Origin of the sequence: Actinoplanes sp. NPDC051494, assembly GCF_044454705.1 — a bacterium.
Classification (GTDB): Bacteria; Actinomycetota; Actinomycetes; order Mycobacteriales; family Micromonosporaceae; genus Actinoplanes.
This window is the reverse complement of sequence record NZ_JBITDZ010000003.1, coordinates 675,975-702,654: the sequence shown is the minus strand read 5'-3', so window position 1 is coordinate 702,654 and position 26,680 is coordinate 675,975. Positions and strand designations below refer to the sequence as shown.

General features: G+C 72.4%; 22 protein-coding genes. 8 read left to right on the top strand and 14 right to left on the bottom strand.

Annotation, left to right across the window (positions count from 1 at the left end; all coding sequences use genetic code 11):
• Nucleotides 1-1,346: 1,346 nt before the first annotated feature.
• On the top strand, nt 1,347-1,760 hold the full coding sequence (locus tag ACIA6A_RS15770; protein WP_396098327.1) for a hypothetical protein: 414 nt from the start codon (nt 1,347-1,349) through the stop codon (nt 1,758-1,760).
• Between the two features lie 297 nt (nt 1,761-2,057).
• On the opposite strand, the gene ACIA6A_RS15765 is transcribed toward ACIA6A_RS15770, so the two are convergent.
• The gene (locus tag ACIA6A_RS15765; RefSeq protein ID WP_396098326.1) at nt 2,058-3,197 is read right to left on the bottom strand and encodes a PucR family transcriptional regulator; all 1,140 of its coding nucleotides are present in this window, start codon (nt 3,195-3,197) and stop codon (nt 2,058-2,060) included.
• A gap of 108 nt (nt 3,198-3,305) precedes the next feature.
• Between ACIA6A_RS15765 and ACIA6A_RS15760 the strand changes: the two genes are divergently transcribed.
• Both ACIA6A_RS15760 and pruA read left to right on the top strand, forming a co-directional pair.
• Nucleotides 3,306-4,226, top strand: coding sequence for a proline dehydrogenase family protein (locus ACIA6A_RS15760; protein ID WP_396098325.1), 921 nt, complete (start codon nt 3,306-3,308; stop codon nt 4,224-4,226).
• Nucleotides 4,227-4,236: 10 nt separating this feature from the next.
• The gene (gene pruA / locus ACIA6A_RS15755) at nt 4,237-5,865 is read left to right on the top strand and encodes an L-glutamate gamma-semialdehyde dehydrogenase (protein ID WP_396098324.1); all 1,629 of its coding nucleotides are present in this window, start codon (nt 4,237-4,239) and stop codon (nt 5,863-5,865) included.
• A gap of 59 nt (nt 5,866-5,924) precedes the next feature.
• Here pruA and ACIA6A_RS15750 read toward each other — a convergent pair whose 3' ends face one another.
• Entirely contained in the window at nt 5,925-6,449 is a 525-nt protein-coding gene (locus tag ACIA6A_RS15750) for a GNAT family N-acetyltransferase (RefSeq protein WP_396098323.1), read from the bottom strand.
• 62 nt (nt 6,450-6,511) lie between these two features.
• Here ACIA6A_RS15750 and ACIA6A_RS15745 point away from each other — a divergent pair, with 62 nt between their 5' ends.
• The gene (locus ACIA6A_RS15745; protein ID WP_396098322.1) at nt 6,512-7,318 is read left to right on the top strand and encodes a TrmH family RNA methyltransferase; all 807 of its coding nucleotides are present in this window, start codon (nt 6,512-6,514) and stop codon (nt 7,316-7,318) included.
• On the opposite strand, the gene ACIA6A_RS15740 is transcribed toward ACIA6A_RS15745, so the two are convergent.
• The 4 genes from ACIA6A_RS15740 to ACIA6A_RS15725 all read right to left on the bottom strand — a co-directional run bounded on the left by ACIA6A_RS15740 (nt 7,288) and on the right by ACIA6A_RS15725 (nt 10,560).
• Nucleotides 7,288-7,893 carry a dihydrofolate reductase family protein gene (locus ACIA6A_RS15740; RefSeq protein WP_396098321.1) on the bottom strand — a complete coding sequence of 202 codons (606 nt, stop codon included), beginning with the start codon at nt 7,891-7,893 and terminating at the stop codon, nt 7,288-7,290. The two genes, ACIA6A_RS15745 and ACIA6A_RS15740, sit on opposite strands and share 31 nt — an antisense overlap.
• Nucleotides 7,894-8,067: 174 nt before the next feature.
• A complete protein-coding gene (locus ACIA6A_RS15735; RefSeq protein WP_396098320.1) occupies nt 8,068-8,736 on the bottom strand; it encodes a hypothetical protein in 669 nt (222 codons plus the stop codon).
• Between the two features lie 142 nt (nt 8,737-8,878).
• Nucleotides 8,879-10,090, bottom strand: a complete 1,212-nt coding sequence (locus ACIA6A_RS15730) for an SPFH domain-containing protein (protein WP_396098554.1) — start codon at nt 10,088-10,090, stop codon at nt 8,879-8,881.
• Between the two features lie 20 nt (nt 10,091-10,110).
• Entirely contained in the window at nt 10,111-10,560 is a 450-nt protein-coding gene (locus tag ACIA6A_RS15725) for an NfeD family protein (RefSeq protein WP_396098319.1), read from the bottom strand.
• Between the two features lie 118 nt (nt 10,561-10,678).
• Between ACIA6A_RS15725 and ACIA6A_RS15720 the strand changes: the two genes are divergently transcribed.
• Nucleotides 10,679-11,992, top strand: a complete 1,314-nt coding sequence (locus ACIA6A_RS15720) for a serine hydrolase domain-containing protein (protein ID WP_396098318.1) — start codon at nt 10,679-10,681, stop codon at nt 11,990-11,992.
• Here the strand turns inward: ACIA6A_RS15720 and ACIA6A_RS15715 are convergent.
• The gene (locus tag ACIA6A_RS15715) at nt 11,989-12,807 is read right to left on the bottom strand and encodes a DUF3097 domain-containing protein (protein ID WP_396098317.1); all 819 of its coding nucleotides are present in this window, start codon (nt 12,805-12,807) and stop codon (nt 11,989-11,991) included. The genes ACIA6A_RS15720 and ACIA6A_RS15715 overlap by 4 nt on opposite strands.
• Before the next feature lie 96 nt (nt 12,808-12,903).
• Here ACIA6A_RS15715 and ACIA6A_RS15710 point away from each other — a divergent pair, with 96 nt between their 5' ends.
• Together ACIA6A_RS15710 and ACIA6A_RS15705 are read left to right on the top strand one after the other, a co-directional pair.
• Nucleotides 12,904-13,686, top strand: a complete 783-nt coding sequence (locus tag ACIA6A_RS15710) for a hypothetical protein (RefSeq protein ID WP_396098316.1) — start codon at nt 12,904-12,906, stop codon at nt 13,684-13,686.
• Nucleotides 13,679-14,179, top strand: a complete 501-nt coding sequence (locus ACIA6A_RS15705) for an NUDIX domain-containing protein (protein WP_396098315.1) — start codon at nt 13,679-13,681, stop codon at nt 14,177-14,179. The genes ACIA6A_RS15710 and ACIA6A_RS15705 overlap by 8 nt, the downstream gene beginning before the upstream one ends.
• 5 nt (nt 14,180-14,184) lie before the next feature.
• Here the strand turns inward: ACIA6A_RS15705 and ACIA6A_RS15700 are convergent, their stop codons facing one another.
• From ACIA6A_RS15700 to ACIA6A_RS15685, 4 genes are all read right to left on the bottom strand, one after another.
• The gene (locus tag ACIA6A_RS15700) at nt 14,185-14,679 is read right to left on the bottom strand and encodes an NUDIX domain-containing protein (RefSeq protein WP_396098314.1); all 495 of its coding nucleotides are present in this window, start codon (nt 14,677-14,679) and stop codon (nt 14,185-14,187) included.
• Between the two features lie 23 nt (nt 14,680-14,702).
• Entirely contained in the window at nt 14,703-15,449 is a 747-nt protein-coding gene (locus ACIA6A_RS15695) for an alpha/beta fold hydrolase (protein ID WP_396098313.1), read from the bottom strand.
• Nucleotides 15,450-15,541: 92 nt separating this feature from the next.
• The gene (locus tag ACIA6A_RS15690; RefSeq protein WP_396098312.1) at nt 15,542-15,967 is read right to left on the bottom strand and encodes a DUF5666 domain-containing protein; all 426 of its coding nucleotides are present in this window, start codon (nt 15,965-15,967) and stop codon (nt 15,542-15,544) included.
• A 28-nt stretch (nt 15,968-15,995) separates the two neighbouring features.
• Nucleotides 15,996-16,472, bottom strand: a complete 477-nt coding sequence (locus ACIA6A_RS15685; RefSeq protein ID WP_396098311.1) for a biotin/lipoyl-binding protein — start codon at nt 16,470-16,472, stop codon at nt 15,996-15,998.
• A gap of 131 nt (nt 16,473-16,603) precedes the next feature.
• On the opposite strand from ACIA6A_RS15685, the gene ACIA6A_RS15680 reads away from it, so the two are divergent.
• Complete coding sequence (locus ACIA6A_RS15680) at nt 16,604-17,344, top strand: TrmH family RNA methyltransferase (RefSeq protein WP_396098309.1); 741 nt, start codon at nt 16,604-16,606, stop codon at nt 17,342-17,344.
• Here ACIA6A_RS15680 and ACIA6A_RS15675 read toward each other — a convergent pair.
• The 3 genes from ACIA6A_RS15675 to ACIA6A_RS15665 are packed head-to-tail and all read right to left on the bottom strand — an operon-like array spanning nt 17,331 to nt 26,631.
• The gene (locus ACIA6A_RS15675; RefSeq protein WP_396098308.1) at nt 17,331-18,110 is read right to left on the bottom strand and encodes an HAD-IIA family hydrolase; all 780 of its coding nucleotides are present in this window, start codon (nt 18,108-18,110) and stop codon (nt 17,331-17,333) included. The two genes, ACIA6A_RS15680 and ACIA6A_RS15675, sit on opposite strands and share 14 nt — an antisense overlap.
• Before the next feature lie 19 nt (nt 18,111-18,129).
• The gene (locus ACIA6A_RS15670; RefSeq protein WP_396098307.1) at nt 18,130-19,158 is read right to left on the bottom strand and encodes a ferrochelatase; all 1,029 of its coding nucleotides are present in this window, start codon (nt 19,156-19,158) and stop codon (nt 18,130-18,132) included.
• Nucleotides 19,159-19,218: 60 nt separating this feature from the next.
• Nucleotides 19,219-26,631 carry a hypothetical protein gene (locus ACIA6A_RS15665; RefSeq protein ID WP_396098306.1) on the bottom strand — a complete coding sequence of 2,471 codons (7,413 nt, stop codon included), beginning with the start codon at nt 26,629-26,631 and terminating at the stop codon, nt 19,219-19,221.
• Nucleotides 26,632-26,680: the final 49 nt, after the last annotated feature.

The window sequence follows — 26,680 nt, the reverse complement described above, 5'->3', positions numbered from 1 at the left end:
GGTTCAGCTGATCACCGAACCACGGTGGTCGCGGCCCGCTCAGCGGCGGGATGGCCCCGATCGGTGACGCCGAGGCGGTGGGAGCACCGCCGGCCCAGGGCCCGGGACCCGGCGGATAGGCGATGGTCGGCCTTCTTCCGGGTACGCCGTCAGCCCGCCCCGCAGCGTCCCACGGCAGAGCCGGCCGGCCCGCCCCCGGAGCACCGGAAAGAGGTCCCCCCGGGATCACCGTTCCTGGAATCGTCGTACCGTGGGCCGGTTGCTGACCGCCCGGACCACCCATGCCCGGAAGTCCTGCCCCGGGGGCGGGAAACCCGGGAACGGGCGAACCTGGAACGGGCGACCCAGGAACGGGCGAACCTGGAACGGGCAGGCCAGGACCTCCGGCCCCGGCCGCCGGCACCAGACCGCCCGCTCCGGCGCTTCCCGGTGTCATACCTCCCGGCGTCATACCTCCCGGACCGACAGCACCTGGCCTACCGCCGCCCGGGTACATCCCGCCCGGACCTGTCCCGCCCGGACCTGTCCCACCCGGCGCCGCTCCGCCCTGGTTCGCGCCGCCCTGGTTCGCGCCGCCCGGCCCGGTCCCGCCGCGACCGCCTGGCCCTGTACCACCTGGCCCGGCCCCACCCGGCCACGTCCCGCCCGGGTTCACGCCGCCTGGGATCGCGCCGCCTGGGCCCGTCCCACCTGGGATCGCGCCGCCTGGGATCGCGCCGCCTGGGATCGCGCCGCCTGGGATCGCGCCGCTTGAGTTCATGCCGCCTGGTCCGGGACCACCCTGGTTCGCGCCGCCCGGCCCGGCCCCGCCCGGGGTCCTTCCTCCGGGCTGGGAGCCGATTCCGCCTGGATTCATGCCGCCCGGTCCGGATCCACCCGCGCCAAGGCCGCCCTGACCAGACCCGCCAGAGCCAGCCCCACCCCCGCCCGGGCCGCCCGAGCCAACGCCACCCACGCCAGGCCCGCCCATGCCAGGCCCGCCCACGCCGGATCCTCCTGGGCCTGTCCCACCTGGGCCCGTCCCACCTGGGCTAGCACCGCCTGGACCGCTGCCGCCTGGACCGCTGCCGCCTGGACCGCTGCCGCCTGGGCCGATGCCGCCCGGGTTGGTACCGCCCGGGTTGGCGCCCCCCGGGACGGTTCCGCCTGGACCGAATCCACCGGCGGCCGCGTTGCCTGTGCCGGTGCCGCCCGGGAGCGCGCCGCCGGGAACGTTGCTGCCCGGGGACGCGCCGGTGTTCCCGCCGTTGGGGACCGCTGCTTCCGGGGGGATCAGGTGGGCGGGGACCGGTGAGGTCGAGGTGGTGGTGCGCTGGCTGCGGCCGAGGTCGTCCGGGAGGAGGTCCATGAGGTGGCCGGGGTCGAAGTCGGCGACCGGTGACGTCTCCGGCAGGCTGGTCGTTCCCGGGGCCGGCACCGATCCGGGGGCCGGAGCCGGGGTGGTCGTTCCCGGGCCGTCGACGATCGGGCGGCCTGCGCCGGATGGTGCGGGCTGGCCACCTGCCGGGGGTGCCGGCGTCGACGGTGGGGTGCTCGGTGCCGGGCGTGTTCCGCTCGGGAGCGGGCCCATGCTCGCCCGGAACTCGCCCGGCCGGGAGTGGGCCGTGGCCTCCTGGGGGCTCTCGCGCGGGATGCTCGTGGCCGACAGGTCGCGGAACGGATGGGCCGACGGCAGCGCCGGGGTCTCCGCCGCCGGGAGCTCGTGGTGCGCCGGCCAGTCCGGGTGCACCATCAGCTCGGGATGGATCAGCCCGGGGTGACTCAGCTCGGCCGGTATGACGCCGGCGTCGGGTATCTCGGAGATCTCGCCCCGGAGGGCCGCCATGGCGTCCGCCGCGCCCGCCGCGGCCGCGTCCGGGGCGGCCGAGCGCAGCCGGATCGCGCGCAGCAGGGCCAGCATGTGCGGGTCCGAACCGGAACCGGACGACACGTATGCACCCCCGACCGCCAAATGACGCCAATGGGACAACCGTACTTCGACGATCGCCGCCCCGCCCCCGCTAAAGCCGTCCTGGCTGTCGTATTCCTGGCACAATTCTGGTGGCCGGACGGGGTGGTCAGGAGCGGTATTCGGCCAGGCGGAGGACCAGGTGGAGCGTGAGGCGGTCGCCGCCGTCGTCCAGGTCGTAACCGGTCAGGGCGGTGATCCGGCGCAGGCGGTGATAGAGGGTCTGGCGGTGGATCGAGAGCGCCGCGGCCGTTCTCTGGGCGTTGCCGGCCAGGTCGAGGTATGTGCCGGCGGTGCGGAGCAGGTCGGGGTCGCCGTCGAGGAGGCGCTGGGCCCGGGCGTCGGCCAGGGTGCGGGTGAGGGTGTCCGGTTCGGCGAAGGAGAGCAGCCGCAGGACGCCCAGGTCCGCCCACGTCCGTACGGTGGCGGTTCCGGGATCGGCGCTCAGCGCGACGCGCAGTGCCGCGTCGACCTGGCGCCAGGCCGCGTATCCGTCCGGGGCCTGGACCGGGGCCGACACGCCGGCCGCGACGCCCGCGGTGTGTTCCGCGAGCAGGGATCGGGCGGCGCGGGCGGCGACGTCGGTGGCGTCGTGGGTCGAGGCCGGCAGGACGAGGGCACCGCGCTGGCCGATCGGGGCGCTGAGGACGCCGCGGGGCAGGAGCCAGGTGTTGACCGGGCCGACCGGGCCGCCGTCGTGGCGGGCGAGGCCGACCAGGACGATCTCGCGGCCGGCCGGGATCAGGCCGTCGCGCTGGATCTCCTCCGCGGCCCGGGCGCGGGCTCCGGCGTCGGCGGAGAGGAGTTCGGCGACGGCCCAGGAGGTGCGGTCGCTGGTCCGGGACCTGCGGGCCATGGCGACCGCGAGCTGGTCGACGACGTCCGCGAGGGCCCGGATCGCGGTGGGCGGTACGGCTTCGCCGGGGTCGAGCAACCACAGATAGCCGTACGCGACACCCCGCCACCGGACCGGGACGCACCACCGCGCGTACAGGCCGGGTTGGGCGTTGCCGGGGATCCGCAGGGGTTCCTCCGCGGCGGCGATGCCGAAGCTGGCGAAGAGGCGCTGCACGTCGGGGCTGGAGCGGCGGCGCAGGATGGAGATGCGGCGGACCTCGTCGAGGATCTCCTCGTGGCCGGACGAGGCCACCAGGTGCAGCTCCCGGTCCTCGAGGGTGGTGGGTGCGCCGGTGCGGGCCGCGACGACGTCGACCAGTTCCTGGATCTGCGCCGGATCCGCCTCGATCATCATCCAAATGTACAGCGAAGGCCGGCCACGGTCTTACACCTGTATCTGGCTGCGAGGGGGCTCTCGTCCCTACCGTCACCATGACGGAAGCTCGCGAGGAGGAACGGCATGTTCGGACGGATGGTGCTGGGCGTGGCCCGCAACCCCGTGGTGCGTACGGCGGTGACCGCCAGCCCGATCAGCCGGCCGGTGGTCTCGCGGTTCGTCGCCGGCGAGGAGGTCGAAGCCGCCCTGGCCGCGGTGAAGGCGCTGCACGACGACGGGTTGCGCGTCACGCTGGACCACCTCGGGGAGGACATCACCGAGCAGGCGCAGGCCGAGGCGACCGTCGGGGCGTACCGCACGCTGGTCAGCCGGCTCGCGGACGCCGGGCTCGCCGCCGGCAACGAGATCTCGATCAAGTTGTCCGCGCTGGGCCAGTCGCTCGGGACGGACGGGCCCGAGCGGGCCACCGACCGGGCCCTCGAGCTGGTCGAGCACGCCTACCGGCACGGTGTCGACGTCACGTTCGACATGGAGGACCACACCACCGTCGACCACACGCTGGAGACGCTGCGGGCGGCGCGGGCCACTCAGCCCCGGGTCGGCTGTGTCCTGCAGGCCATGCTGCACCGCACCGAGGCCGACGCGCGGGACCTGGCCGTCGCCGGTTCCCGGATCCGGCTGGTCAAGGGCGCGTACGCGGAACCCCCGTCGGTCGCGCACACCGTCAAGGCCGAGGTCGACCGCGCGTACGTGCGGTGTCTGCGGATCCTGGCCGAGTCCCCGGCCTATCCGATGGTCGCCACGCACGACCCGCGGATCATCCGGATCGCGGAGACGGTCCTGACCCCGCCGGGATCGGACAGCGAGTTCCAGATGCTGTACGGCATCCGCGCCGGGGAACAGGAAAGGCTCGCCCGCGCCGGGCACACCGTGCGGGTCTACGTCCCCTACGGCACCGACTGGTACGGGTATTTCTCGCGCCGCCTCGCCGAGCGCCCCGCCAACGTGGCCTTCTTCCTCCGCTCCCTCGCCACCACGAACTAAGGAACCCGACGTGAACTCGATCCCCCAGGTGCCGGCGCCGCGCAACGAGCCGGTCCGTGACTACGCCCCCGGTTCCCCCGAGCGCGCCGAGCTCCAGGCCAAGCTGACCGAGCTGGCCGACGCCGCCCCGGCCGAGCTGACCGCCACCATCGGCGGCACCGAGCGGATGCCCGGCGGGAAATCCTTCGACGTCGTCGCCCCGCACCGGCACAGCCAGGTGCTCGGTGTCTCGGCCCACTCGACCACGGCGGACGCCGTGCAGGCCGTACGCGCCGCCAAGGCCGCCGCCCCCGGCTGGGGTGACCTGAGCTTCGAGGACCGCGCCGCGGTGTTCCTGAAGGCCGCCGACCTGCTGGCCGGACCGTGGCGGCAGACCATCAACGCGGCCACCATGCTCGGCCAGAGCAAGACCGCCTACCAGGCCGAGATCGACGCCGCCTGCGAGCTGATCGACTTCTGGCGTTACAACGTGCACTTCGCCGCCGAGATCTACGCCGAGCAGCCGGTCTCCGGCCCGGGCATGTGGAACCGGCTCGACCACCGCCCGCTCGAGGGCTTCGTGTACGCGGTCACGCCGTTCAACTTCACGTCGATCGCCGCGAACCTGCCGACCGCCGCCGCGCTCATGGGCAACACCGTCGTCTGGAAGCCCGCACCCACCCAGCAGTACTCCGCGCAGTTCCTCATGCGCCTGATGGAGGCGGCCGGGCTGCCCGCGGGCGTCATCAACATGCTGCCCGGCGACGGCCTGGCCGTGTCCGATGTGGTGCTCGCCGACCGGGACCTGTCCGGCATCCACTTCACCGGTTCGACCGGCGTGTTCCAGCACCTGTGGAAGTCGGTCGGGGCGAACATCGCGGGCTACCGCTCGTACCCGCGGCTCGTCGGCGAGACCGGCGGCAAGGACTTCGTGTTCGCCCACCCGTCCGCCGACCCGGTCGTGCTGCGGACCGCGCTGATCCGTGGCGCGTTCGAATATCAGGGCCAGAAGTGCTCGGCGGCGTCGCGCGCCTACGTGCCCCGCAGCGTCTGGGCCAGGATCCGCGACGACCTGGCGGCGCTGACCGACGGCCTCGCGATGGGTGACGTCACCGACTTCACCAATTTCGGTGGAGCTGTCATCGACCGGCGCTCCTACGACCGCCTCGCCGGTGTCCTCGACCGCGCGAAGCAGGAGACGTCGCTCAGCGTGCTGGCCGGCGGCACCACGGACGACTCCGAGGGCTACTTCGTCCGGCCCACGATCATCGAGGGTATGGACCCGGCGCACGACGTGTTCACCACGGAGTTCTTCGGCCCGGTGCTGGCGGTGCACGTGTACGACGACAGCGACTACGAGACCGTGCTGCGCCAGATGGAGTCGTCCGCCCCGTACGCGCTGACCGGCGCGATCATCGCCCAGGACCGCACCGCCATCGCCCACGCCCAGCACGTCCTGCGCAACGCGGCGGGCAATTTCTACATCAACGACAAGCCGACCGGCGCCGTCGTCGGCCAGCAGCCCTTCGGCGGCGGCCGGGCCTCGGGCACCAACGACAAGGCCGGTGCCGCGAGCAACCTGCGCCGCTGGACCAGCCCGCGCTCCATCAAGGAGACGTTCGTCCCCGCGACCGACCACCGTTACCCGCACATGGCCTGAGCTGTCCGCTCCCGCTCGTCCGGGTCCGGTGGGGATCTCCACCGGGCCCGGCCTGTTGTCTAGCCGTTCCTGCGGCCCCGGTACAGCACGGAATGCCGGCCGGGGACGTCGGGATCCTCGAAGTCGTCGGCCGGGTCGTAGGTCATCCCCAGGCGGTGCATGACCGCCCGGGACCGCGTGTTGCCCACCGCGGTCAGGGCCAGGACCTCGTCCAGGCCGAGCACATCGAAGCCGTAGTCGAGACAGGCATGGCCCGCCTCCGTCGCATAGCCGTGACCCCAGGCCTCGCGCGCGAGGCGCCACCCCGCCTCGACGCCCTTGAACGGCAACCCGTCGTCCACCACGTCGAGACCGGCGAAACCGATGAACTGCCCGGTCCCGGCGACCTCCACCGCCCACCAGCCCCAGCCGCGCTCCGCCAGCTCGGTGCGGAACATCTCCAGGGAAGCCGCACTCTGGTCGTAAGTGAGGATCTCGGTGAAGTACTCCCGGACCAGCGGATCGGCGTTCATCGCGGCCCAGGGCATCACGTCCTCGTCACGCCAGGGGCGCAGCAGCAGACGTTCGGTCCTCAAAACTGTCATGGCATCCCCTCGTCAATGGCCCGGTGCCGCGGCAACCGTACTAGGGCGGGCACAATGCTCCCGTGCCGTACGCAGAGATCAGCAGCCCCGACGACGACCGCATCGCCGATTACCGGGCACTCACCGACGTCGAGCTGCGGACCAGGTGGGAACCCCCCAACGGGTTGTTCATCGCCGAGGGTGAGCTGGTGATCCGGCGCGCGCTGCGTGGCGGTTACCGGTTGCGGTCCGTGCTGGTGGACGAGAAGCGGGTGGATCAGCTCACCGGTCTGCCGGACGACGCCGTCGTGTACGGCGGCACCCAGCCGGTGCTGGAGGCGATCACCGGCTTCCACGTGCACCGCGGTGTGCTGGCGTCCTTCCACCGCCGGGAGCTGCCCACGCTGCCGGCACTGCTCGCGGGGGCGCGCCGGCTGGCCGTCCTCGAAGGGCTCAACACCCACACCAATCTCGGTGCCCTGTTCCGCAGCGCCGCCGCGCTCGGCATCGACGCCGTCGTCCTCTCGCCCGACTGCGCCGACCCGCTCTATCGCCGATCCGTCCGGGTCAGCATGGGTGAGGTCTTCGCCATCCCGTACGCGAAGAGCGAGTCGTGGCCCGACACCCTGGCCGGCATCCGGGCGGCCGGCTTCACCCTGCTCGCCATGACCCCGGGCCCGGACACCGTGCCGCTGGCGGCGCTGACGCCCGCCCAGCGGGAACGACCGGCGCTCCTGCTCGGCGCCGAGGGCCCCGGCCTCACCCAGCGCGCGATGGCGGCCAGTGACGTCCGGGTCGCGATTCCCATGCATCACGGTGTCGACTCCCTCAACGTCGCGACGGCGGCGGCGATCGCCTTCTACGAACTGTCCCGCGAGTCCACCCGGTAGGTCAGGTGGGTGGCGTGTGTGGACGCCCGCACGTGGATCTGCCGGAGCAGCATCGGCTCGGTCCCGTCGTTGAACAGCGCGGTGCCGGCCCCGAGGATCACCGGTGCCAGGTGCAGGCGCAGCTCGTCGACCACACCGGCCTCGAAGGCGCCCCGGATGACCTCCGCACCGCCCATGATGACCACATCGCGCTCACCGGCTGTCGAGACCGCCTTGGCCACCGCACTGCGGACGCCGTCGACCACGAACGAGAACCGGTCACCGAGGCGGACGTGATCGGGCGGATTCCGGGTGACCACGAGCACCGGCGGGGTGCCGGCCTCGGCGGCGCCGTAGCCCATCTCGTCGGACCAGCCGGTCGGGCCGTCCACGAAGTCGAACAACCGCCGGCCCATGACGACCGCGCCGGTCGCCTCGGTGGTGGCGGCCAGGATCTCGCGGTCCACGGCGTCGCCGGCGAGGGCCCACGTGTGCAGGGCCTCGCCACCCAGGCCGAGGCCGTGCTCCAGGTCAGGATCGGGCCCGGCCACGAAACCGTCGAGCGACACCGAGATGTCGGCGACCACTTTCCCCATGATGTTTCCTCCCAGCTCGTTCCTGGGATCGAGGATGCCATTCCTGAAGCGGGGCCCGCTGCGGCCTGTGGACAAACACGGGTGACCGCTCCGCGCCCCTGTGGACAACCCGATCCACGAGATCTCGGATCTGACAGGGTCGGGGTCATGCCGAAAGGGATCAGGCGGGCGGGATCAGACGGGCGGGATCAGACGGGATCCGGTCCAGGCCAGGCCCATGCCGGCGGCGAGCAGGAGCAGCGCGCCCACCGTCGGGAGTGGTTTGACCGCGAGGGAGCCGGCGCCGATCGACACCGCCGCCAGCATCAGCAGGACACCGTCCGCCGGGTTGACCAGTTTGGAGCGGAAGACCGCCCAGCCCAGCAGCAGCAGGCCCGTTCCCATGGCGGCCGCGGCCACCACGGCGGTGGTGTGGACCGAACCGGCGGGGATGGTGGTGCCGTCCGGGGCGGTTCCGGCGGGGAGGGCGGTCAGGGGCAGCCAGAGGATCGCCCCGGCGAGGCCGACCAGGAGGCCGAGCAGGGCGGTCCGGCGGGTCCGGCAGCCGGCGAGCAGGCCGGTCAGGCCGATCATGGCCACGGTGGCCAGCCAGCCCGCGGCGAGTTCGACCGGGAGCGGACCAGGAGGGACGGTGACACCGAGGGTGGACCAGCCGTACAGGGCGGCTCCGAGGGGCAGGCCCCACAGGGAGACGCGGGCGTACCGGCGCACGGACCAGATCCAGACCGCTTCCTGGACCGTGAGCAGGACGTCGTCGTCGGTCTCCGGACGGGCGGCGCCCACCCAGGCCGGCGATACCCGCAGGGGGCGACCGCTGGCGGTCTGGAACTGGGACATGCTCATGGCTCCGCCTAGATGGCTCACGAAGTTCGCTCCAGCCGAGCGGCCCGGGGGCACCGTCGGAATCCTCGATCCACCATGGCAAAACCCCGCACTCGCGCGCGGGGTTTTGCCGGATTCACTCCGTTCTCGCACCCGGTCCGGGTCAGGCGCGTTCCTGCTCGCCCACTCCGTTGTAGTCGGCGGCGCCGAGGGCGGCCGACGGCGGGATGTGTTCCGGGGCGGGCAGGCCCTTGGGAGCCTGGTCGTCCGGCACCGGGCCCGGGATCGGGCCGGGAGCGGCGCCGGACACCGTGCTGGAGCCCACGCCGAGGCCGGCCGGGGCGGCACCGGTCACCGCGCTGGGGGCCGAGCTCGAGACCTGGGCCTCGGCCGCGCGGACCTGTTCGTCGACCGCCTTGGCCTCGGCGGCCGCGGCCTCGGCGGCGGCCAGGGCCTCGCGTTCGACCGCGCCCGCGTCGATGTTCGCGGAGGGCTGGTCGCCGACCATGCCGGCCAGGCCGCCGAGGGCTCCACCGAGGCCTTCGAGGGCCTTGGTGAACTCGGTCGGGATCATCCAGACCTTGTTGGCCGTGCCGTTGGCGATCTGCGGGAGCGACTGGAGGTACTGGTAGGCGAGGACCTTCTGCGACGGGTTGGCGGTGTGGATCGCGTCGAAGACCGTACGGATCGCCTTGGCCTGGCCCTCGGCCTGCAGGATGCGGGACTGGCGGTCACCGTCGGCGCGCAGGACCGAGGCCTGCTTCTCGCCCTCGGCGGTGAGGATCGCGGCCTGCTTGTGGCCCTCGGCGTTGAGGATCGTGGCGCGGCGTTCGCGCTCGGCCCGCATCTGCTTCTCCATGGAGTCGCGGATGCTGGGCGGGGGCTCGATGGCCTTGATCTCGACGCGGGTGACCTTGATGCCCCAGCGGCCGGTGGTCTCGTCGAGGACGCTGGACAGGTGGCGGTTGATCTCCTCGCGGCTGGTGAGGGCGCGTTCCAGGTCGAGGGAGCCGATGACGTTACGCAGCGTCGTCACCGTGAGCTGCTCGATGGCCTGGAGGAAGTTGGAGATCTCGTACGTGGCGCGTACCGGGTCGACGACCTTGAAGTAGAGCACCGTGTCGATGCTCACCACGAGGTTGTCGGAGGTGATGACCGGCTGCGGCGGGAAGCTGACCACCTGCTCGCGCATGTCGACCTTGGTGCGGACCGCGTCGACGAACGGGACCAGCAGGTTGAGGCCCGGCGCCAGGGTGCGCTTGTATTTGCCGAGCCGTTCGACGACGTCCATGCGCTGCTGCGGGACGATGCGGACGGAGCGGATCGTGGTGATCACCGCAAAAAGGACGATCACGAAAATGAGTACACCGACTATGACATCCACGGGTGCCCTCTCTATATGTTCGGTTGTTCGTCGCGCCAGACGATGGCGGTGGCGCCGTTGACCTTGATGACGCGGACCCGGTCGCCGGGCTGGTACGTCTCCGCGCCGTCGAAGGAGCGGGCCCGCCACATCTCGCCGTCAATCTTGATCATGCCGTGATCGCCGTCGACTTCCTCGAGGACCGTGGCCTGCTGACCCTCCAGGGCCTCGACGCCGAACGCCGTCTCCCCCGACTCCAGCGCGGTGCGCTGATGCCGGACGATGATGGGGCGCAGGGCACCGAGGGACAGGCCGGAGACGAGGGCGAACACGATGACCTGGACCAGCAGCGGGGCCCCGAGGGCCGCCGCGCCGCCCGCCGCGAGGGCGCCGGCCGCGAAGAAGATGATGAGGAAAGTCGCCGTGAAGGCCTCGCCGATCGCGAGCGCGACCGCGAGCACTACCCAGAGCACGGCTTCCATACCTCGATCGTGACACGTCCACGCTTGTCCAGCGACATCACGGAGCCCGGGATCTGCCGCGTTCCCATTATTCGTCCCGCACAGTTAGACCCCCGACCGAGTCTGGAGGAACCCACCCGTGTCCTTGTTGCCGGAAATCGGCCGACGTGTCACCGAGACAGCAGCCCGCGCGCAGTCCACCGGACGTACGCCGTCGCTCGCCCTCGCGGTGGTCCGCGACGGATCATTGCTGCACTTCACCGGAGCCGGTGAGACGCCACCGCCGGATCCGGGCACGCAGTACCGGCTGGGGTCGATCACCAAGACGCTGACCGCGACGATGGTGCTGCAGCTGCGCGACGAGGGCTTCTTCGCGCTGGACGACCTGCTCTACCGGCACCTGCCCGGCACCCCGGTCGGCGGGATCACGTTGCGCCAGCTGCTGGGGCACGTCTCCGGCCTGCAGCGCGAGCCCGACGGCCCGTGGTGGGAGCGCAACGCCGGCGGCACCGTCGACGAACTGCTGAAAGACCTCGCGCCGGACAAGCTCTATGGACCGCCGTTCCGCGATTACCACTACTCCAATCTGGCGTACGGACTCCTGGGCGCGATGCTCGAACGGGTCACCGGCGAGCCGTGGGCCCAACTCGTCGGCAAGCGGGTGCTCGAGCCGCTGGGCATGGAACGCACCACGTACGCGCCGGTCGAACCGTATGCCCGCGGCTATCTGGTGCACTCGCTCGACGACAGCCTGCACGAGGAACCGCGGCCGGACGCGGGCGCGATGGCCCCGGCCGGGCAGCTGTGGTCCACGGTGACCGACATGGCCAGGTGGGCCGCGTTCCTCGCCGACCCGGCCCCGGCGGTGCTGAGCCGGGCGACCGTCGACGAGATGTGCACGCCGGTGGTGATGCAGGACGAGACCTGGACCGCCGGGCACGGGCTGGGACCGGAACTCAACCGGGTCGGCGAACGCGTGTACGTGGGTCACGGCGGCTCGATGCCCGGCTATGTCGCGCAGCTCCTGGTGCACCGGCCCAGCCGCCTCGGCGTGATCGCGTTCGCCAACTCGTACGGCCTGCGCGGCACCAGCATCCGGGCGGTGGCGCTCGAAGCCCTGACCACGGTGCTGGACGCGGAACCGGTGACCCCACCGGCGTGGCGCCCCTCCCCCGCACCCGAGGGCGACACCGCCGAGGTGTGCGGGCGCTGGTGGTGGATGGGCAGCGAGTACCAGGTCGCCACCGACGGCACCGAACTGGTCATGGCCCCGGTGGGTTTCAGCGCGAAAGCACCGTGGCGCTTCACCCGCGAGGCCCGGGACCGCTGGCGGGGCACCGCGGGCGCCAACACCGGCGAGGTCCTGGCCGTGCTGCGCGCCCCCGACGGCACGGTGACGAAACTGGACATCGCCACGTTCGTGTTCAGCCGGGACCCCCGCGACCTGGCTTAGGGAGTGTCCTGGGTGGCGGGCTCCGTCACGAAGTCGATCAGCCGTTCCATCGCGTTGATCAGTGGCGTCTCGACATCCTTGTAGCTGTTCACGCTGCCGAGGATGCGCCGCCACATCTCGTACGGTTCGGCGATGCCGACGGCCCGGCAGACGCCCTCCTTCCAGGGCTGCCCGGGCGGGATGACCGGCCACGCGCGCAGGCCGACCCGCTCGGGCTTCACCGCCTGCCAGACATCGATGTACGGGTGCCCGGTGACCAGGACGTCCGGATCGGTGACGGCGGCCACGATCCGGCTCTCCTTGGAACCCGGCACCAGGTGGTCGACGAGCACGCCGACCCGGCGCCCCGGGGCCGGCCGGAACTCCCGGACCGCACCGGCGAGATCGTCGATGCCGTCGAGCGGCTCCACCACGACGCCCTCGATCCGCAGGTCGTCGCCCCAGATCCGCTCCACCAGGGCAGCGTCGTGGATGCCTTCGACCCAGATGCGGCTGGCTTTGGCCACCTGAGCCCGTACCCCAGCAAGTGCGGTTGATCCTGATGCCGTGCGCCGGGCCTGCGGTGCGGCCTTGGCCGCGGCGGGCCGGCGGAGCGTGACCACCTGGCCCTCCAGCAGGAACGCGGCCGGCTCCAGCGGGAAGTTGCGCCGCTTGCCGCGCCGGTCCTCCAGGACCACCGCGCCGAACTCGAACCCGACGACCGCGCCGCAGAACCCCGAGTCGGCGTCCTCGACCACCAGGTCCGGCTCCGCGTCGACCTCCGGGACCGTCTTACGGCGCCGCCAGTTACCCGTGAGCACGTCCTCCCCATACATCCCGGCACGGTAACCCTCCGCGCGCCGCCACGCCGACACGACGCACCGACCTTCTCACCGAGACAACGTCGCCGGGTGCCACGTACCCTTGCCTGCATGTCCCCCGCAGCAGATGCGGCGACCCTCACGGCGCGCCGGTCAACCCGGTTCGTGGCCTGGGTTCGCGCCTGGCGCGCCGGCCTCGTCCCGTTCGACGAGCTGGCCGACGAGATCGCCACCGACGAGGAACACCTCGTCGCCGATGCCCCCGGCACGTGGACCGACGTGCCGCTCACCCAGGCGCTGCCGGCGTTCGCCAAGCTGCACCCGGACGACATCCGCCTGGTCCTCCCGGCCCCCGGCGACCCCCGCGGCCTGCCCGGCCCCGGCGAGCTCACCGGTGCCGCCCTGCTCGCCGGCGAAGCGGTGATGGCCCCCGACTTCGGCGTCGTCCCCGAGGTGCGCACCCACACGTCCGGCTCGGGTGTGACGTTCGAGACCGTCCTGTGGAAGTTCTACCCGGTCGCCGAGTGCAAACCGGTCTTCCAGATGGGCGCGGCCGAGGCCGAGGCGGAGCTGACCCAGGCCCTCGCCGACGCGACCACCCAGCTGACCCGCCTCGACGTCGCCCATTGGCGCCCCGAGCTGGCCGGCGCGCTGCAGGCCCTGCGCCGCCCGGAGAGCACGGCGACGCTGCCCCCCGGCTTCGACCCACGCTCGCGCCGCCTGTTCGCCCGGGCCAGCGTCCTCGACCAGGTCCTCACCCTGGCCGAACACAACGCCCCCGGCGGCGCGGTCAACACCTACGAGGCCCAGCAGCGCGACGCGGCCCTGCGCCCGCTCATGTCGGCATGCCGCCAGGCCCTGGTCGCGGCGTGCAACGCCCCGCTGCATGCCTGACCGTTACGCGCACTGCACCTTCTGCGGCGCGCGCTTCACCCCGGATCAGGCCTGGCCCCGGCGCTGCGGCGCCTGCGGTGAGACCAGCTACCTGAACCCGAAACCGGTCGCGGTCGCCCTCCAGCCGATCGGCGCGGGCCTGCTGGTCATCCGCCGCGCGGTGCCCCCGGCGACGGGCCTGCTGGCGCTGCCGGGCGGCTACATCGACATGGCCGAGACCTGGCAGCAGGCGGTCTGCCGCGAGCTGCGCGAGGAAACCGGGATCAAAGCCGACCCCGACGCGGTACGCCTGTTCGACGCACTCAGCGCCCCCGACGGCACCCTGCTCGTGTTCGGACTGCTCCCGTCCCTGGCCACGGCGGCGGACCTGCCCGACCACGAGGACGCCGAGACCACCGGCCGCGAAGTCCTGAAACGCCCGGCCCCCCTCGGATTCAGCCTGCACACCCAGGTCGCGGACCGCTGGTTCGCCCAGGTCGCCGCCGGTTTCTAGGCTCGTCAGTCGAGGGCGAAGGTGCCGTCCTTCTCGTAGGCGGCCAGGTCGGTCACCGCTCGCCGGACCAGCCAGCCGGTGCCCTCGGGGAACGCTTCCGGGGCGAACCAGCCGGCGTCGACGCTCTCGTCGGTCACCCGCTGGAGTTCGCCCACGTAACCGTTGACGCGGCACATGAGGGAGATGTTCTGGTACGTGTGACCGAACGGGTTCGGGGCGAGGTCGCGGGCCCGCGTGTAGATCCCGAACGGCGTCACCGAATGCGCGACCAGCCCGGCCTCCTCCCGCACCTCACGGGTCGCACAGTCGCGCAGGGTCTCCCCCAGCTCCATCGTGCCGCCGGGCAGTGCCCAGGTCAGATCATCGGAGCGCTGGATCAGCAGCACCCGGCCCCGATCGTCGCGGACCACGCTGTGCGCGCTGATCGCGATCAGGACCCGGTCGTCACCGGCCAGGATCCGCAGGCCGCCCAGATACGACTCTTCCCACGACAAAGCCATGCCCGCCACGTTAGATCATCGGGCTACGTACGGAGGAAGTCTTCGATGAGGGTCTGGAGCAGGACCGGGGTTTCGTACATGGCGTAATGCCCGGCATCGGCGATGATCTCGAGTTTGCTGTTGGGGTAGGGCTCCAGCCAGGTGTTCTCCATGATGGCGGCGGTGATGGCCGGATCCTGGGCGCCCACCACGGCGAGGGCCGGGACCGGGTTGCTCTTGATTCTGGCTGCGAAGTCGCTGCGAGCCCAGGACGGCAGGTAGGCGCCGAACGCCGTGGCGTCGGAGGTGGCCAGGTTGTCGCGGACCATGGTGGCGACCCAGCGGGCGGACAGCCGGCCGCCGGTGACCATGTCGATGATGGCCCTGCGGTTGGCGGGATCGGCGGCCGCCCCGGTGAACACCGCCCACTGGTCGTCGTCGAAGGGGATGCCGCTGGCCGGGACCGGGCTGATGCCGACGAGGTGGGTGACGCGGGCCGGGGCTTCCGCGAGGAGATGCTGGGCGGCACTCGCGCCCATGGAGTGGCCGACCAGGGCGAAGCGGTCCCAGCCCAGGTCGTCCGCGAGAGCGAGGGCGTCGGCACCGATCTCGGCGATGGTGTGCTCGCCGGGGACGTCGCGCCGCTCGCCGTAGCCGCGGGCGTCGAGGAAGGCCCAGGTCTGGGATTCCTTGTCGATGAGGCCGGGCAGGAAGCCCCACCCCCGGGCCGAGCCGAACCAGCCGTGCAGGGCCAGAACATGAACCGGCCCGCTACCTACCGTCATCGCCATCTCCGGATTATCCGGCAGGGAAGAGGCCGGTCGCCGGGCTTCACCCGTTCGGGGACGGTTCAGGAAGCCGGAAGGAACGAGCCGGGGACGGTTCAGGAGGCTGTCAGGGACGTCGCTGTGACCGTACCGTCGGCTTCTGTTGTGCCTTGGACCGTGATGTTCTGGCCCGCGGTCAGTTCCGCCGGGGTGGTGGTCGCCCGGACCTGGGCGTTGCCACCAACCTTGACCGTCACCGTTCGCCCGTCCGCGGTCCGCACCGTCAGCGTGCCGTCGCCCACCGACTGGATCGTCCCGGCGGTGGCCTGACCGCCGTCCCGCGCTGCGGGTGACCTGACGGCCGGCGCCACGGAGCCGGTGGAACGGTGGACCGCGACGCCCCCGAGGAAACCGCCCGCGACCAGCACGACCGCGAGCAGGACCGGGGTGGCCCCGTTGCGCCAGCGCCGAGGTGCCGCGGCGGCGAGCGCGCCGGCGAGATCCTCCGTGGGATGCGCGATGACCTTGGTGTCGCTGTCCATGCGTGTCCTCTGCTCGTTGCGGAGTGCGTCAGGGCCCCGGCCGGGTGGGCGCGAGCAGCTTCGTGCCGGTCACCGCGGCCTGCGCGTCGTCGACGGCGAGCTTGGCCCGGGTGACCTGGTTGGCGGCGGCGGTGGTGCCGGTCGCGGCGGCCACCGCCCCGGCCAGGGCGTCGTCCGCGACGGCCAGGTCGGCGTTCGCCAGCGCCAGGGCCCGTTTCGCGGCGGCCGGGTCGACCTCGGCGAGCACCTTGCCCGCGGCGACCACGTCCCCGACCTTCACGTGCACGGCGGTCACCGTGCCGGTGGTGACGAAGTCGGCGGTGGCGGTGGACGCGGCTTCCAGCGTGCCGTCGGCCTCCACGGTCGCGGTCACCGGGCCTTTCCCGACGGTCACCGTCCGGGCCGGGCTCGCGGCGGTCGCGCGGTCACCGCCACCGTCCTCGCGCACCAGCACGACGGCCCAGCCCACCGCGCCGGACGCGAGCAGGACAAGAGCCGCGTTCACCATCAGAACCGTTAGCCTTCGCACGCCTCATATCTAATCAAAGCTCACGTTTTGCCATGCCTGTTTCACCAAGTCCGGGACCACCACGTCCCGGGTCCGGGGCCGCCGGGCCGGCCAGGCAGACTCCAGCGATGACGTACGACGACCTCTCCGCGCTCCCGGACGAGCTCGCCCAGGCCCGCAAGAATCCCGGGCTGGCGGTCCTCGAGGGATTCCACGCGCTCAAGCACGCACTGCGCTTCGGGGCGCAGATCCTGCGGGTGGTAGCTGTGGACCCCGCGAAGCTGGAGGCCATGACGGGTGAGTTCGCCCCGGACCTGAGCGGCTATTTCATCCGGACGGCCGTGCCGGTGCCGCCGGAGCTGTTCCGCCGGCTGTCCAGGAACGGCGTGCACACCGAGGTCATCACGATCGCCCGCCGGCCCGCGGCCGGCGCCGAGCTCGACCCGGCCAAGCCGGTGGTCTTCCTGGAGGACCCCCGGAACCTGGGGAACCTGGGCGCGGTCATCCGGGTGGCGGCCGCCGCCGACGCGGCGGCCGTGTTCACCAGCGGGCTGCACGACCCGTGGGACCCGGCGGCGATCCGGGGCTCGGCCGGGCTGCACTACGCGCTGCCGGTGGCCCGGATCGCGGAGCCGGTGTTCCCGGGCCGGGTCGTCGTCGCGGTCGACCCGGACGGCGACGAGCTGCGCCCCGAGGCCGTTCCCGACGGCGCCGTGCTGGCGTTCGGCACCGAACGGGAGGGGTTGTCGGCGGCCCTGCTGGAGCGCGCCGACCTCGCCGTCCGGATCCCGATGCGGCCCGGGGTGTCGAGCCTGAATCTGGCCACCTCGGTGGCCGTCATGCTGTACGCCCGGGTCAGATCTCGCTGATCAGGTCGGCGACGCTGTCGACCACCCGGGACGGCCGGTAGGGGTAGCGCTCGCTCTCGGCCCGGGTGCTGATGCCGGTCAGGACCAGGATCGTCTCGAGTCCGGCCTCCAGACCGCAGAGCACGTCGGTGTCCATCCGGTCGCCGATCGTGGCGGTGCTCTCGCTGTGGCCGCCGATGACGTTGAGGGCCGAGCGCATCATCATCGGGTTGGGCTTGCCGACGAAGTACGGGTCCACGCCGGTGGCCTTGCTGATCATCGCGGCCACCGAGCCGGCCGCCGGCAGCGCCCCCTCGTTGGAGGGTCCGGTCGCGTCCGGGTTGGTGCAGATGAAACGGGCCCCGTCGTTGATCAGGCGGACCGCCTTGGTGATCGCCTCGAAGCTGTAGGTCCGGGTCTCGCCGAGCACCACGTAGTCCGGGGCGAACTCGGTGAGGATGTAACCCGCCGCATGCATGGCCGTGGTCAGACCGGCCTCGCCGATGACGTACGCGGTGCCGCCCGGGCGCTGGTTGGCCAGGAACTGCGCGGTGGCCAGCGCCGCCGTCCAGATCGACTGCTCGGGCACGTCGAAGCCCATCCGGGCGAGCCGGGCCTGCAGGTCGCGAGGGGTGTAGATGGAGTTGTTGGTGAGGATGAGGAACGGTTTGCCCGACTCCTTCATCCGGTTGACGAACTCGGGCGCTCCGGGCACCGGCACGCCCTCGTGGACGAGGACCCCGTCCATATCGGTCAGCCAGGTCTCGATGGCCTTGCGCTCGATCATGGAACTCCTCAGGTAACGGTCAGTCGCGCGGTGCGCGGCGCGGCGGCGGGCAGCAGTCGGCCGGGCAGACGTCCCAGATCGGGAGCGTACCCAAGCGGTCGCGGTCCACGCCCTGGGTACGTTCCAGCACGAGCTCGCGGATCATCGTCACGAAACGGGGATCGGTGCCGGGGGTGCCCGCCCGGGCGTAGCCGAGACCGAGCTCGTCGGCGGTCTCCTTGGCCTCGTTGTCGAGGTCCCAGATGACCTCGAGGTGGTCCGAGACGAAACCGATCGGGCTGACCACGACGTCGGTCACGTCCTTCTCGGCGAGAACCTTGAGGTGGTCGTTGATGTCGGGCTCGAGCCACGGCACCTGGGGCGGGCCGGAACGGCTCTGCCAGACGAGGTCCCAGGGCAGGTCGGGGGCCGCGGCGGCGTGCACCAGCGCGGCGGTCTCGTTCAGCTGCGCCTCGTAACGGCCGCCGGTCGGGCCCGCGGTGGCCGCCATCGAGCTGGGGATGGAGTGCGCCGTGAAGACCAGGCGGGTGCTCGCGCGGCGCTTCGGGTCGAGCTCGGCCAGCGCGGCCTGGACGGCCTCGACGTGCGGCTCGACGAAGCCGGGGTGGTCGTGGAACTGACGCAGCTTGGTGATCACGGGCGCGCCGGGACCGACCTTGGCCCGCGCCTGGGCGATGTCCTCCCAGTACTGCTTGCAGGAGGAGTAGCCGCCGTAGGCGCTGGTGGCGAACCCGAGCGCCGAGGTGACCCCGTCGTCGCGCATCTGCGCGACGGTGTCGGCCAGCATCGGCTGCCAGTTGCGGTTGCCCCAGTAGGCCGGGAGGTCCACGTCGTGGGCGGAGAAGTCGGCCCGCACCGCGTCGAGCAGCTCACGGCACTGCTGGTTGATCGGGGACACGCCACCGAAGTGGTAGTAGTGCTCGGCGACCTCCAGCAGCCGCTCCTCGGGGACACCGCGGCCGCGCGTGACATTGCGCAGGAACGGCATCACATCGTCGGGATGTTCGGGGCCACCGAAGGACAACAGGAGGAACGCGTCGTACGCCACCGGACCATCCTCTCTCGTCCGGCCCGGTGGCGCCCACGCACCCCTGATGTCGGCCCGCCGTCACTCGCTCCGGCGGGCCGGTTTGCGGCGGGCACCGACCCGCAGCATCACGCCTGAGACCAGCAACATCACCGACAGCGCGACCATGCCGATCAGGTTCTGACCGGTCTTGGGCAGGTTGTCCACCACCTTGGGACCGTCGTCGGAGTTGTCCTGCGGCGTGTTGGTGGTCGTACCGCCGATGTCGAGCAGAGCATCGATCGTGTTGTTGATTACATTGCCCTCGGCGCTGGTCGTGCTGATCGTCACGTGCACCGGCTGGACGCCCTTTCTGGCCGCCGAGGTGATCCGCATCGTGAGCCACAGCTCGCTGGTCGCCCCGACCACCGCGTCCGGGCCGTCGCAGACCACGGTGTTCTCGTCGCCGGTCTCGTCCGGGATGCAGTCGATCTCGGCGAGCTCGCCGTCCGCCGCCGCCCGCACCAGCGCGGCACTGTCCGCGGACGCGTCCAGCAGGACCCGGGCCCGTTCGAGGTTCACCCCGGTGGGCGGGTCGATGGTGAACACGATCCCGCTCGCGGTCTGCGAGCCGTTGTTGCTGTACGGCAGCTTGAGCAGCACCGTCCCCCCGGCCCGGGCGGTGGTGGTCTTGCGCTTGACGCCCAGCTCCAGGTCGACGCGGGAGGCCACCACCGAGATCGCCGGCAGCGCCTGGTCGTCGGCGTCGGAGCAGGTGTTGTTGGCCGGTTCGGCGTCGAGGCAGCCCCCGGTGATGGCCGTGCCGACGGCGACCGTGCGGCCCACCACGAACGGCATCTTGTACGAGTACTCGTCCCCCACCTCCAGCGTCCGCGTGCAGGTGACCACGTTGCTCGCCTCGTCCCAGACACAGTCGCCGGGCAGCGGCGATCCCGGGGTCAGGCCCCTGGGCACCTTGAGCGTCATGACGTGCGGGTTCGCCGCGTTCGGCCCCGGGTTGCTGAGCTTGATCGGCAGGATCGTGCGCTGTCCGGGTGCCGCCGGGTTCACCGTCGGCGTGCCGAACGTCGTCGTCACGGTGTCGGTGGTCCCGCCGGTGGTGACGAGCACCCCCGAGGTGATGAGCTGGTCGGTGGTGCTGTCGTCGTCGGTCAGGGTGATGTTGGTGGCCGTCCACTTGGCGGTGTCGGCCACCGAGTCCGCCACGGCGACCTCCAGCGTCACGGTGATCGAACCGGCCTCGACGGACATGCCCGTGCAACTCACCTGGGCGGTCTGCACCCGGCAGGTGCCCGACGCGTTGTCCCCGTCGGTCGACACCGCGTCGGCGCCGGCCACCGAGAAGCCGGTCGGCAGCGTCTCCAGCGGCACGACCAGGCTCAACCCGTCGCGGATGCTGGTGTCGGCCACGGTCACCGCGGGCGACCCGGAGTCGCCTGGCGTGACCTCCACCGGCGCGGTGGTGATCGTCGCGGTGTTGCGCAGCGGCTGGTACAGCGCGAAGTCCCCGAAGAGGTCGCTCAGGCAGGTGCTGACGCCGTACACGGTGACACAGCCGCCGGTCGCGGGCTGGCTCGTGTCGGCGGTCGCCGGGATCACCAGCGGCAGCAGCCACACCCGGGCGGCCGCGCCCACCGCCTGGTCGAACGTGCAGGTCAGGCGCGTCGTGCTGACCACGACACAGTCCGCCGCGGCCTGGCCGGAGAGGTTGCCGAACGTGGTCTGGGTCGGCGCCACGACGGTGGCGACGGCGCGGACGGCGTCCGACGGGCCGGTGTTGGTGACCGTGGCGGTCGCCGTCACGGTGGTGCCGACCCGGATGGCACCGGTGGGCCCGGTCAGCGCCACCTGCACGGCCGGGACAGGCGTGCCGGTGGTGATGATCGTGCCGCTGCCCTGGGCGCTCTCGGTGCCCCGGGTGATCCGGATCGCGGCCGGGGTCCAGCTGACGCCGGCGAGCAGCCGCGACGCGGTGCCGGCGACGATCGTGACCGCCTGGTTGGCGCCGGCCGTGAGCGAGACCCCGGTGCAGAGGATCTGGATGACCTGCACCTGACAGGACGAGCCGGCCGGGCCGGTCGCCGACGTCACCGTGAAGCCGTCCGGCAGCTCGGTCAGCGGCACCGAGACGGTCAGGCCGGCGGCGGCCCGCTGGGCGGTCACCACGACGTAGCCGGTGGCGCCGAGGCCCGGCGTCGCGGTCCCGGTCCGGGTGGTCACGGCCAGCGAACCGGTCAGCGGCGAGCCCAGGTCGATGTCCGGGATCGGGTTGTCCGGCGGGGTCGTGCACACGCCGTCGCGGTTGGTGTCGACGCAGCCGCCGCCGACCGGCTCGTCCGGGTCCGCGGTCGGCGGCACCAGGATCTGCAGGACGAACTGGCGGTTCGTACCGGCCGCGACGTCCAGGGTGCAGTCCACCCGGGTGGCCGACGACCGGGTGCAGAACGTGGCGACGGTGGAGCTGAGCGCCGCGAACGTGGTCCCGGTCGGCGCCCGGAAGATGAGCCGGGCGTTGCGGGCGTCGGACGGTCCCGGGTTGGTGACCGTGACGGTCACGTCGCCGGTGCCTCCGGGCTGGACGGTGCCGGGCGCCGGGCCGACCACCGTGACGGTGAGCGGGGCGTCGGCCGAGGCGACGGTCGCGGCGGCCACCGAGCGGTTCAGCGACTCGGCACCGCGGGTCACGGTCACCGCCGGGGCCCAGACGGCACCCGGGACGGCCGCTCCGGTCGCGGCGAGCGCGATCCGCAGGGCGATGCTTCCGCCGGCCGCGACGGTGAAGTCACCACAGGTGTACGCGTCGTCGGCCGTCGTGCAGGTCCCCCCGGTGACCGTGATCCCGGTGGTGGTCACCCCGGCCGGCAGCGCGGCGCGCGGGATCGTCACCCGCAGGCCGTCGCGGGCCTGGCTCAGGGCGACCGTGACCGTGGTGGTCGCCGTGCGCCCGGGCACGACCGGGGTGTTGGTGGCGCTGATCGCCGCCACCCGGCCCAGCGGGGTCGCGAGCGTGATGTCGGGCATCATCCGGTCCGGGGGCCCGCCGCACACCGCGTCACCGTCGAGGTCGAGGCAGCCGCCGGTGAGCGCCTGCTGCGGGTCGGCGTTGCCGGGCACCACGATCGGGACGTCCCAGACGATGTTCGCCGGGGCGAGGCCCAGGGTCACCGAGCAGCTGATCCGGGTGGCCGCTGCCCGCGTGCACGCGTTCGACATCGGTGCGGTCAGCGTGCCGAACGCCGTACCCACCGGCGCCCTGAGGGTGACCAGCGCGTTGGTGGCGGTGGACGGTCCGGTGTTGGTGAGCGTCACCCGCATCGTGGTGGTGTCGCCCGGCAGCACCGTGCCCGGCTGCGGCCCCTGGACGACCGCGTTCAGCGTGTACTGCGGGTCGCCGGTGCGCACCAGCAGGCCCGCGCCGGTGGCCCGGTCGCCGCTGGTGTTGGTGGCCACGATCGCCCGGGTCGACCAGACCAGGACACCCTGGACGCCGCTCTGCACGGTCACCGGGATGGTGATGGTCGCGCCCGTGGCGGGCACGTTGACGCCCGTACACCTGATCGTGTTCTGCGGCGTGGGCAGGCACGAGCCGGAGGACGCGGTCGTCAGGCCGAGCGTCATCTGGGCCGGCTTGTCGTCCAGCGGGATCGTGACGGTCAGGTTCGTCTGCGCCGGGCTCGCCGAGAGCAGCACCGTCGCGTTGCCGGTGGTGCCCGGGGTGATCCGGGCCGGGTTCGTGCTGATGTCGACCTGACGGTCGAACGGCGTGGCCAGCGGGATGTCCGGGATCGGCTCGTCGGTGGTGTCGTCGCAGACGCCGTTGTCGTCGCGGTCGACACAGCCGCCGTCGAGCGGCTGGCCCGGGTCGGCGCCCGGCGAGACCACGATCGGCAGCCGCAGCGAGATCGGGGGTGCCGACACCGGCAGGTCGAACGTGCAGGTCACCCGGGTCGGCGTGACCACCCGGCAGAAGCCCGAGGTGGGCGTGGTCAGCGGGCCGAACGTGGCGCCGTCCGGGGCGAGCACGCTGATCGTCTCGTCGTCGGCGTCCGACGGGCCGAGGTTGCGGATGGTGACGTCGACGTTCCCGGTGCCGCCCGGTTCCAGCGGGCCGGCCGGCGGGGTCACGTTCACGTCGAGGTCGTACACCGGCGGTCCCACCACGGCGAGGCGGGCCCGGGCGGTCACCGACTGGGTGTTGCGGGCGACCGTGATGCCGGCCGCGGTCCAGGCCGTACCCTGCGGGGTCGCCGGCGTCGCGGCGACGCCGAGCGAGACCGTCGCGGTCGTGCCGTCGGTGATGCTCAGGCCGGTGCAGCGCACCTCGGTGGTGCTCTGGGTGCAGGCGCCGCCGTTGGAACTGGAGCGTGCGACGACCGTCAGCCCGGTGGGCAGACCGCCCAGCGGCACGGCCACGGAGACGCCGGTCAGGTCGCCGTGCGTGGCGGTGACCGTGACGGTCGCGGTGTCCTGCCGGCCCGGGGTCACCGTCGCCGTGGTCGAGTCCACCGATACCTGCCGGTCGAACGGCACCTGGAGCAGGATCGGGTCGATCGGCTCGTCGTCCGGGCCGCAGCCGGGCGTGCCGTCGATGTCGACGCAACCGCCGTCGAGCGGGGTGAACGGGTCCGCGTTCGGGGACACGATCAACGGCAGGACCAGGTTCGGGGTACGCCCGCCGGCGACGATGTCCGCGGTGCACTCGGCCCGGGCCGGCGTCGGCAGCGTGCAGTACGTGGCAGCCGGCGTCCCGAACGTCCCGAACGTCGCGCCGTTCGGGGCGAGCACGGCGAACGTCGCCCGCTTCGCGTCCGAGGGCCCGCCGTTGGAGACCACCAGCGTGAGCTGGGTCGTGCCGCCGGGCTGCACGGTGTTGTCGGGCGGCCCGGTGACCACGGCGTCGAGGTCGACCACCGGGTCACCGGCGATCGCCAGGTCACCGCTGCGGCTGACCTGTTCGGCGCCGTCGGAGACGGTGACACCGGTCGGGGTCCACGTCGCCGGCGGCAGCACGCCGGAGCCGAGCGTGACGGTCAGCGCGACCTCCCGCTGCTGGCTCGCGGTCAGGTTCAGACCGGTGCAGGACACCGCGGTCGCGCCGATCGTGCAGGACCCGCCGGACGCGGTCGTGGTGGCCAGCGTGACCCGGAAGCCGTCGGGCAGGCCGCCGGTCGGCACGGTCACCGTCAGGCCGGTCTCGTCCTGGCTGGACGCCAGCCGGACCCGGGCGACGCCGCTGAGCCCCGGCGTGACGGTGACCGGGACCAGCGTCGGGCTCGGGGCCAGCCGGCCGCTCAGCGGGGCGTTCAGCTGGATCGCGGGCAGTCCCTCGTCGTCCGGGCCGGAGCAGTCGGCGTCCCCGTCGAAGCTGACGCACCCGCCGTCGAGCGGGGTGGCCGGGTCGGCCTGGGCCGAGACGTTCAGCGGCAGCACGAGGTCCAGATCGGCGCCGGCGGCCAGGGTTGCGGTGCAGCGCAGCGACGCCGGCCCGGTGACCGTGCAGCGCTGCAGCGCGGTGCCGGTGAGCGTGCCGAACGTGGTCGAGCGGGGCGCCAGCACGGTGAACACCTGCTGGGTCGCGTCGGACGGGCCGTCGTTGGTCACCGTGACGTTCATGGTCGTGCTCTGCCCCGGGCGTACGGTCCGTGGCGCCGGCCCGGTCGCATCGATGGAGAACGTCCACCGTGGCGCGGCGGTGACCAGCGTCCCGGAGGTCTGCCCGGTGGAGTCGGCGCTGGTCGCGCTGACCGGGGTGCCGGGGACGGTGACCCAGTTCGCCGTCACGCTCGACGCCAGGGTCACCGGCACGTTCACAGTCACCGAGCCCATCGGCGGCACGGTCACCCCGCTGCAGTACACGCTGGCCGGGCCGCTGGTGCAGGTGCCGCCGCCGGTCGTGGTCACGGTCCCCACGGTGTAGCCGGCGGGCGGTGCCGGGATCGTCACGGTGGTGCCGGTGCCGGCGGTGATCCCGGCGTTGGCGACCCGGACCCGGGCGGTGGCCGCGGGGCCGCCGGGCGTGGCGGTCACCCGGATGATCGACACCCCGCCGTTGAGGTTCACGTCCGGGTCGCTGACCGTGAGCAGCTTGCCCGCACCGGTGGCGGCGAACCCGTTCACGGTGGCGGTGATCCCGGCCAGGCTCCATGAGGTGCCGACCGGCGTGGTGGTGGTCGCGGCGGCCTTGACGGTGACCTCGGTCCGGCCGCCGGCCGGGACGGTGACCCCGGAGCAGGTGATCGTGCTGGAGGTGACCGTGCAGGGGGCACTGCCCACGGCGGCGCTCACGATCGAGACGCCGTCGGGGCGCCCGGCCAGCGGCACGGTCACGGTGGTGGTCGCGTCGGACGGGCCGGCGTTGGTCACCGTGATCGGCGTCTGGGCGGTCTTGCCGGCCGGCAGCGACATCTCCGTGACGGTGATGGTGGCGCCGGTGCTCTGCGGGGTGCCGACGGTGACCAGCCGGCCCGAGCCGCTGACCGAGATCGTCGTGGTGTCCACCGACGGGAACGGCGTGCTGACGGCGGTGATGGTGCCGGCCGCCGGCGACCAGTTGCCCGCGCCCGCGGCGTTGGCGGCGAGGCGCACCGGCAGGGAGACGACGGCCGAGCCGCCACCCGGCACGGTCACCCCGCTGCACCGGATCTGGGTCGAGCTCGCCGTCGAGCAGGTGCCGCCGCCGGTCGTGGTGACCTCGTCCAGCGTGTACCCCAACGGCGGGGCCGGGATCGTGATGACGGTGTTCGGGGCGGCGACCTCACCGGCGTTCGTGACGGTGACGGTCGGGGTGCCGCTCGCGCCGGGAACCAGCGTCCTGGCGTTCGTGTCGACGGCGCCGAACCTGACCACGCCGGAGCACGTCGACTCGGCCACCACGACGGTCCCGCTGGCGAGGCCCGTTCCGCCGAGCAGTTGCAGGTCGAGCCCGTGGACGGTGAAGAGCAGTCGCCCCGACGTCGTGTTGTACGTGGCGGTCTGCTTGTTGGCGACGCCGGTGAGCACGCCGGGCGCGTTGATGTTGACGCCGACCCCGGGGTTGACCGGGTTGTTGAGCACTTTGAGGTTCGCGACGTCGGCGCCACCGGTGACGGCGGTGGGCGTCATCGAGCAGGACGTGGTCACCGCGTCCGCCCCGAGAGTGCTCCCGCCGAGTGCGCCGAGGTTCTCGACCCGGGCGGAGGACTTGCCGCCGTCGCCGTCGGGGCCGCTGCTCGCGGTGATGGTGCCGGTGCTCAGCACCCCGGGGACACCGACGTTCGCCGTGTCCTGGGTGTTCACCGCCTGCCCCTGCTGCCAGGTGGACTGCGTCGTGGTCAGGCCGTTGATCGGCACGACCAGCGTGAGATTGGACCTCAGCCCCTGGGCGGTGGTCCGGACGTCCACCGGGGCCGCCTTGGCAGCGCTGGGCGGACCCACCAGCGCGAGAGCGAGCAGTACCGCGGTGAAGACCGCCGTACGGCGGGTCTGTCCCGACTTGTCGTCACGAAACACTCGCATATGCGCCACGACGCGACGCTAAACCCGGAAAAGCGAAAGATCTTTCGTT